Source organism: Mesorhizobium waitakense, from assembly GCF_056431085.1.
This window is the reverse complement of record NZ_JBWKME010000144.1, coordinates 1-4,195: the sequence shown is the minus strand read 5'-3', so window position 1 is coordinate 4,195 and position 4,195 is coordinate 1. Positions and strand designations below refer to the sequence as shown.

Genomic DNA, 4,195 nt, shown 5'->3' with positions numbered 1-4,195 from the left:
ACCTCATGTTGGACGAGTATCGCAATAACCTGGCGAGAGATTTATTGCTTTCCGCGGCAACCACCACTAATGAAGCAATCCTTCACCGACTATGTTTTCACGCTACCCGGAGAGTTTCATGACAGAAGAAGCCGACGACAACATCGACGTCCTCATCGAGCTCACCGCCGATGTCGTCTCAGCCTATGTGTCCAACAATCCGGTGCCGGTGGGCGATCTCCCTGCCCTGATCGGACAAGTGCACGCAGCTTTGAAGGGCACGGCCGAAAGTGTCTCCGCAGAAGAGCCGCAGGCTCTCAAGCCTGCAGTCCCGATCAGGAAGTCGGTGACACCGGACTACATCATCTGCCTTGAGGACGGGAAGAAATTCAAAGCGCTGAAGCGTCATCTGTCGACCCACTATGGGCTGACGCCGGATGAGTATCGCGCCAAATGGGGTCTGCCGGCGGATTATCCCATTGTCGCGCCGAATTACGCCGCGGCGCGCTCGGCGTTGGCCAAGACGATGGGGCTCGGCCGCAAGCCGAAAGAGCCGGAAACGCCGGCGCCGGCGAAGCGGACCCGCAAGAAGGGCGCAGCTTGATCTTATCTATCAAGTTCGTTCTGAAGCGCGCAGCTGCCGTCGGCGTCTGCGCAGAACATCAGAAGGCGCGGACCAGCCCGCTCCACTCGCAAACATCCTCGCGGCTTGCAACAATCTGCTGTCCCGGTCTGCGGTAATGTTCTCGCCCGCTCTTATCGAGCGGGTCAGTACGATCGGGACGTGGCGCGTCGTGCAGGCTTTTGCCGGGCCGCAGGAGAAAAGTCAGCCAGCTTTGCTGAGGCTGCCAGCGGAGGACTTGCCAGTACGGCGGTCCTGTTCGATCTCATAGTTGATCTTCTGGCCGTCAATGAGAGTCGAGAGACCCGCACGTTCCACAGCGGAAATGTGGACGAACACATCCTGACCGCCATTGTCAGGCGGGACAAATCCAAGCCCCTTGGTGCTGTTGAACCACTTCACCGTTCCAGTCGCCATATCCGTATTCCTTTGTAATAATTGCAACGTGGGTAGGCCATTAAGCCTACTCGATTCACAGCCGAGGCGTTACGCGCAGCAAAGACAAAAAATTGCAAGGCCCGGCCGGACCACCCGGCAGCCAGCCCCACCCCGCGCTGCCGCCAAGCGCATGGCCCTGCGCGACCAACCCGGCGGTCAGGATCGGCGAGCGCATGGCCAGCCGGGTCGGCGCCGAATGGTGCGACATCTGTTGGGATGGCCACGGCGCTGTAGCTGTCGGCTAGCCGAGAGGCAGCGCGCCCGTGCGCGCCATCTCGAAGACATCGAGCAAGATGGCCAGCCCGACACCACTAGCAGTCAGAATAAGCCCGGTCAGGAAGATGCGGTTGGCGCGCTCATAAATGCGCCGTTGCAGGGAACTAATGTCGAGCAGCATCGACAGGGCCCGCATCTGTAGCGCGATGCCGATCAGCATCGGCGCTGCGGCCAGCAAATGGTGGAGCTGCCACGGTATTGGGTTGGCGGCCCAATGCGTGATGAAGCCGAGCGAGAACGCCAGCAGGATGCCGACGGCGGTGATGGTGCCATTGCGAAAAATCGTGTCGATCAAGTCTTCCTTGGGATCCTGCTCGTTCAAACCTTCTCTCTCCTCGGGGCGATCAGCCGGTCGTTTGTGGTCGAGATTAGGCTGTCTGGAAATCACTGTACACCACCGGCTTCGCTCGCCAAATGCGTGGCCAGGCAGCCGGGCCGGAACAAGCCAGCCTGGGCTGGAACCATTCAGACCAACGAAAAAACGGGCCATGAGGAAGCCCTCATGTTGCTGAAACGGTCCATCTCCTCTTAAAGGCGGCGATAGGGGGTAGCCGTCATAGCCGATATAGGTGTCCAAGCCCGGATCGGCTGGCGTAGCAGGCGAGGCAGCGGCGGACCTACCAGGAACCGCTGTACTCGTCGAGATAGAGGGTCCGGGGCTGCTGGGCGAGCAGGCGCCGCACGAACCCGCCGACGCCGGCGGCAATGCCGATTTCGCGGTGGTGATGATAGCCATGGGCCGCCGAGGGCCGGACGGTTCCGGCCAGCGAACCGGCGGCGACGATCAGGCCGGAAACGATGGTGCGCTTGAACACGATTGATTCCTTGCTCCGGTACAGAGCCGAACCATCCGCCTCTTGAACAGCCAGCACTTCACGACCTACCGATTAGATGCAGGTGCCGACGATGCGAGCTATGAGGGGATGGAGGAAGGTCGAGACGAGCGAGCCTGTTGCTGCGGGCGGCCACAGGTCCCGACTATGTGCACTATCTGAATAGCCAAACTATCTCACCGGCCTTGACAGACCCTTTTTCATCGACGCTGCCGAAAAGCAGTGGCGATCCTCTTGCGATCGCGTCGTTCCGCAGGGGCTATGACGATGTCTTTTACACAATGCCAACGCTCGTCAGTCCCGCGGCTAGTGTGGCAGCACGCACAATGCCCTTGCGCTCACCCGTCACTATCGACACGTCGACGGGCATATCCGGATAGAGCTTCACGTACGGTAGAGCTTTGAACTGGTCGGCACCCACCTCGATAGTCGCGGTGAAGGACGTCGCGCCGCTCCGTTCGTCGACCTCGGCATTGGCGGAAACGCGGGTCACATCGATGCCTACAAGGACCTGGATACGCGACTTCTGCAGCTCCTTCACCCGCCACATCAAGCACGAAAACCCTGTTCCCGTGGCGGCCGCCGGAGGAGCGGAGGCTGCGGGAAGCGCACGTCTATACGGTCGTGAACAGCGATGCGCTTGCGGACTCCATCCTCACGCCATGGTCAAACGTCACCCGTTCGAATTCTCTTGCGGAAGGCGCTGCAGCGCCATAGCCGGAACCTCTTGGAGTAGGGCCACTGCGCGCGTCCATCCGGCAGAGGCGCCTTTGATCTTTACCGGAAAGCAGGTAACCGTAAAGCCCTTGGGCGGAAGCTGGTCGAGGTTGGTCAGTTTTTCGAGGTGGCAATAACCGATCTCGGCTCCCGCCTTATGTCCTTCCCAGATGATGCTGGCGTCGCCGGTTTCAGCATAACGTTTGGCGGTGAAGGGAAAGGGGGCATCCCAGCTCCATGCGTCCGTGCCGGTCACCCGCACGCCGTGTGAGGTCAGGAAAAGCGTGGCCTCACGGCCCATGCCGCACCCCTTGCCCAGATAGGCCGGGCTGCCATAAGCGGCGGCGGCCGAAGTGTTGACCAGCACAATTTCCAGCGGGCTCAACGTGTGGTCTATGCGGTCAAGCTCGGCCTCAACGTCGGCGGCCGTCACCACATAACCGTCTGGCAGATGACGGAAATCCAACTTCACACCCGGCTGCATACACCAATCCAGCGGCACTTCGTCGATGGTCATTGCCCGTTCACCACCGTTCATGGTGGGGTGATAGTGCCATGGCGCATCAAGGTGGGTGCCGTTGTGCGTGTTGACCTTGCACTCTTCAACTGCCCAGCCATAGCCACCGGGCAGCTGATCCACGCCGAGCCCGGGAAAGAACGCCACCATGCCTTCGGCGCTTTCGCGATGCCCAGTATAGCTGATCACGGGGCGGATCGGCGGCGGGTCCGCTGGCGTTTCATTGTCGAGGGCGATGGAGAGATCGATGATTTGGCGGGTCATGGAGTTCCTTCTCAATAATTATTCGAACGTCCGGCGAAGAACTTGGTTGCGCAGGGTGCCGAGGCCGTCAACAATGCCTTCCAGCACGTCTCCCTGCTTGAGATCAACTGGGCCTGTCGCAAAATTTCGGCGTTAACGCGCTGTTGACCACACCTGATGCTCTTCCCGCTCTGATGGTTCTGAATGCCATTTCCGAAAAGCTGGAGCGCCGATCGAAAGATGATTTCTTCAATCGGCACCAAAGATTTGCGCGTAGACCGCCTCGATCCGCCTTGCCTCGTCATCGGTCAGCGCGGCGAATTCCTTTTCGCGCTCGCGACTCGAAAGCCGGCCAGAGGCGACTGCTGCATGCCGGTCAGGCACGCAGCGTTCGCGCCAACGAGCGCCGGCTAAATTCCAACGACGAGTGCCCCGCCGCTTAAGCCCGCCCCCGCGGCAGCAAGAAGGACTTTTTCGCCAGGCCGCAATGGCTCTGTCTGATTGGCCAACGATAGGGATAGCGGGATCGTCGCGGCCGAAGAGTTGCCGTAGTCGGCGATTGTCTTGACG

General features: G+C 60.4%; 8 protein-coding genes. 1 reads left to right on the top strand and 7 read right to left on the bottom strand.

Annotated features, from left to right (window positions below; genetic code table 11):
• Positions 1–118 precede the first annotated feature (118 nt).
• Positions 119–583 (top strand): Ros/MucR family transcriptional regulator, encoded by a 465-nt coding sequence (locus AC07FD_RS28460; RefSeq protein ID WP_478352558.1) that lies wholly within the window; start codon positions 119–121, stop codon positions 581–583.
• 222 nt (positions 584–805) lie between these two features.
• Here AC07FD_RS28460 and AC07FD_RS28455 read toward each other — a convergent pair whose 3' ends face one another.
• The 7 genes from AC07FD_RS28455 to AC07FD_RS28425 form a co-directional block, all read right to left on the bottom strand.
• Positions 806–1,018, bottom strand: a complete 213-nt coding sequence (locus AC07FD_RS28455) for a cold-shock protein (RefSeq protein WP_478352557.1) — start codon at positions 1,016–1,018, stop codon at positions 806–808.
• A gap of 262 nt (positions 1,019–1,280) precedes the next feature.
• Entirely contained in the window at positions 1,281–1,892 is a 612-nt protein-coding gene (locus AC07FD_RS28450; RefSeq protein WP_478352556.1) for a hypothetical protein, read from the bottom strand.
• Positions 1,893–1,932: 40 nt separating this feature from the next.
• Positions 1,933–2,130 (bottom strand): hypothetical protein, encoded by a 198-nt coding sequence (locus tag AC07FD_RS28445; RefSeq protein WP_478352555.1) that lies wholly within the window; start codon positions 2,128–2,130, stop codon positions 1,933–1,935.
• Positions 2,131–2,422: 292 nt separating this feature from the next.
• Positions 2,423–2,689 carry a beta-barrel domain-containing protein gene (locus tag AC07FD_RS28440; protein ID WP_379100402.1) on the bottom strand — a complete coding sequence of 89 codons (267 nt, stop codon included), beginning with the start codon at positions 2,687–2,689 and terminating at the stop codon, positions 2,423–2,425.
• Between the two features lie 132 nt (positions 2,690–2,821).
• Complete coding sequence (locus tag AC07FD_RS28435; RefSeq protein WP_378924072.1) at positions 2,822–3,646, bottom strand: cyclase family protein; 825 nt, start codon at positions 3,644–3,646, stop codon at positions 2,822–2,824.
• A 228-nt stretch (positions 3,647–3,874) separates the two neighbouring features.
• Entirely contained in the window at positions 3,875–4,009 is a 135-nt protein-coding gene (locus AC07FD_RS28430; RefSeq protein WP_280952830.1) for a hypothetical protein, read from the bottom strand.
• 26 nt (positions 4,010–4,035) lie between these two features.
• The coding region (locus AC07FD_RS28425) for a 3-oxoacyl-[acyl-carrier-protein] synthase III C-terminal domain-containing protein (protein WP_478352559.1) at positions 4,036–4,195 on the bottom strand (160 nt) is incomplete at its 5' end.